The sequence below is a fragment of the Bacillus sp. BS98 genome (assembly GCF_008432245.1).
GTDB lineage: Bacteria > Bacillota > Bacilli > Bacillales > Bacillaceae_G > Bacillus_A > Bacillus_A toyonensis.
The window spans coordinates 270,001-272,500 of sequence record NZ_CP043830.1; the positions used below are offsets into that span (position 1 = coordinate 270,001).

Genomic DNA, 2,500 nt, shown 5'->3' on the forward strand with positions numbered 1-2,500 from the left:
CAAGGGTTGGGCTGTTCGCCCATTAAAGCGGTACGCGAGCTGGGTTCAGAACGTCGTGAGACAGTTCGGTCCCTATCCGTCGTGGGCGTAGGAAATTTGAGAGGAGCTGTCCTTAGTACGAGAGGACCGGGATGGACGCACCGCTGGTGTACCAGTTGTTCTGCCAAGGGCATAGCTGGGTAGCTATGTGCGGAAGGGATAAGTGCTGAAAGCATCTAAGCATGAAGCCCCCCTCAAGATGAGATTTCCCATAGCGTAAGCTAGTAAGATCCCTGAAAGATGATCAGGTTGATAGGTTCGAGGTGGAAGCATGGTGACATGTGGAGCTGACGAATACTAATAGATCGAGGACTTAACCATATAATATGTAGCAAATGTTATCTAGTTTTGAAGGAATATGCCTTCATAGTTTGGTGATGATGGCAGAGAGGTCACACCCGTTCCCATACCGAACACGGAAGTTAAGCTCTCTAGCGCCGATGGTAGTTGGGACCTTGTCCCTGTGAGAGTAGGACGTCGCCAAGCAAGCTTAAGACGAGTCAGGATGACTCGTCTTTTTTGTGTTTTATAACTTCTTTTCAATGCTAAATACTACCTGGATTTTAAAGAACTCCCTATTCTTTTAAGATTTTTGGTTACATATCTATATAAGTTTTATTCTGTTTCTTTCGTGATTTTTAATATGTAATTTAAGATTTTCTATTTTATTTCTTATAGATAAGATTCACCGGTATGTTAAAATAGTACAGTTGTTTTTGAGGTACGTTAACATAAGAGATTTAATTTGGAAAAAGGAGATAATATGAAAAAGATAGGTATGATTACTATAGTAGTTTTAGTGCTTCTAACAATCGCGTATATGTTAGTTGGGAATTATTTTTATAACTACGCATTGAATGCGAAACAAGAAAAAGAATTTTTGCAAGATAACCCTCATTTGGCGGAAACAGTGAATGCATCGGGGGATGTATTGGCTACGAATGAAAAAAAGAATGCGGATTTTGTATCGAAATATAAACCGAACACATTAACTATACGTTCTTTCGATAAGCTGAATTTAAAAGGTTATGAATATATGAATGAATCATCTAGTCATAAATGGGCAATTGTAGTTCATGGATATAATGGCAGAGCATCAGAAATGACGAAATATATTCGGAACTTTTATGAACGAGGCTATAATGTCATAGCGCCAGACCTTCGTGGACATGGAAATAGTGAAGGGGATTATGTTGGTATGGGCTGGCATGATCGTAAAGATGTCCTACTGTGGATTCAACAAATTTTAAAGAAAGATCCTAATGCTGAAATAGCTCTATATGGTATTTCTATGGGGGGAGCAACTGTAATGATGACTTCAGGCGAAGATTTACCTTCAAACGTTAAAGTTATTATTGAAGATTGCGGATACTCAACTGTTAGTGATGAATTTACGTATCAACTAAAAGATTTATTCCACTTACCGAAGTTTCCTGTTATGAATGCAGCCAATACAGTTACTAAATTGAGGGCGGGATATGATTTAGAAGAGGCTTCAGCTGTGAAACAAGTTGAGAGAAGTAAAACACCTATGCTATTTATCCATGGGAATGCTGATACATTTGTTCCTTTTGAAATGTTAGATCAGGTGTATAATGCTGCAAAAGTAGAAAAAGAGAAGTTAATTGTTCCAGGTGCGGGGCATGGGGAAGCGGAGAAAGTAGATTCAAATAAATATTGGAATACTGTATGGAAATTCGTAGAGAAGTATATTCCGGCATAATTAAAGTTGTTTCATTTTTATAGACGATAATCGGAGGGAATAGTCTGCCCTTTTGATTATCGTTTTTTTCTAATTAGGTATTCTGCTATAAGTATATTTTTGTATGTACTATAGAAGGAAATAGAGCAAAAACTTTTGAATTCCTTAATCTCAGTGCTACAATGATTGAAAACTAAGTTTTAAAGAGGTGTTAATATGAAAATTGAAGTATGGTCAGATTTTGTATGTCCATTTTGCTATATTGGGAAGCGTAGATTAGAGATGGCTTTAGAGCAATTTCCGCATAAGAAGGATGTTGAAGTTGAGTTTAAAAGTTTTGAGCTAGATCCGAATACTCCCGTTTACTCTGGAACGAGTATTAATGAAGTGCTTGCATCAAAGTATGGGATTAGTATTGAAGAAGCTAAGCGTAATAATGTACAACTAGGAAATCATGCAGCTAGTATGGGTTTAAGTTTTAATTTTGATGAGATGAAGCCAACGAACACTTTTGATGCGCATCGTCTAGCGAAGTTTGCGAAGGATCAAGGGAAGGAAAAGGAGATTACAGAAAATCTTCTTTTTGCATATTTTACTGAATCAAAGAACTTGAGTGATGTGGATACGCTAGCTACTATCGCTGAAGCTTCAGGTTTAGATAAGCAAGAAGCTTTACATGTTATTAATGATAAAAATGCGTATGCCAATGATGTTAGAATTGATGAGGCGGTTGCTCAGCAATATCAAATTTCGGGAGTA

General features: G+C 37.4%; 2 protein-coding genes and 2 rRNA genes (2 of these 4 running past the window's edge). All 4 read left to right on the top strand.

Features of this window, described 5'->3' with window-relative positions; translation table 11 throughout:
* Nucleotides 1-360: ribosomal RNA gene (locus tag F0362_RS01555) — 23S ribosomal RNA — on the top strand; it begins 2,562 nt to the left of the window's first position.
* A gap of 49 nt (nt 361-409) precedes the next feature.
* Nucleotides 410-525 (top strand): 5S ribosomal RNA (rrf, locus tag F0362_RS01560).
* A gap of 277 nt (nt 526-802) precedes the next feature.
* Entirely contained in the window at nt 803-1,762 is a 960-nt protein-coding gene (locus tag F0362_RS01565) for an alpha/beta hydrolase (protein ID WP_033663369.1), read from the top strand.
* 195 nt (nt 1,763-1,957) lie between these two features.
* On the top strand, nt 1,958-2,500 hold the 5' portion of the coding sequence (locus F0362_RS01570; RefSeq protein WP_000687921.1) for a DsbA family oxidoreductase. 189 nt of this gene lie beyond the right edge of the window; 543 of the gene's 732 nt are visible here — the first part of the coding sequence; its start codon is at nt 1,958-1,960; its stop codon lies off the right edge, out of view.

What these genes read in the sequence shown, in the direction of transcription:
- F0362_RS01565 (WP_033663369.1), top strand. Translation starts at nt 803, where the DNA reads ATGAAAAAGATAGGTATGATTACTATAGTAGTTTTAGTGCTTCTAACA.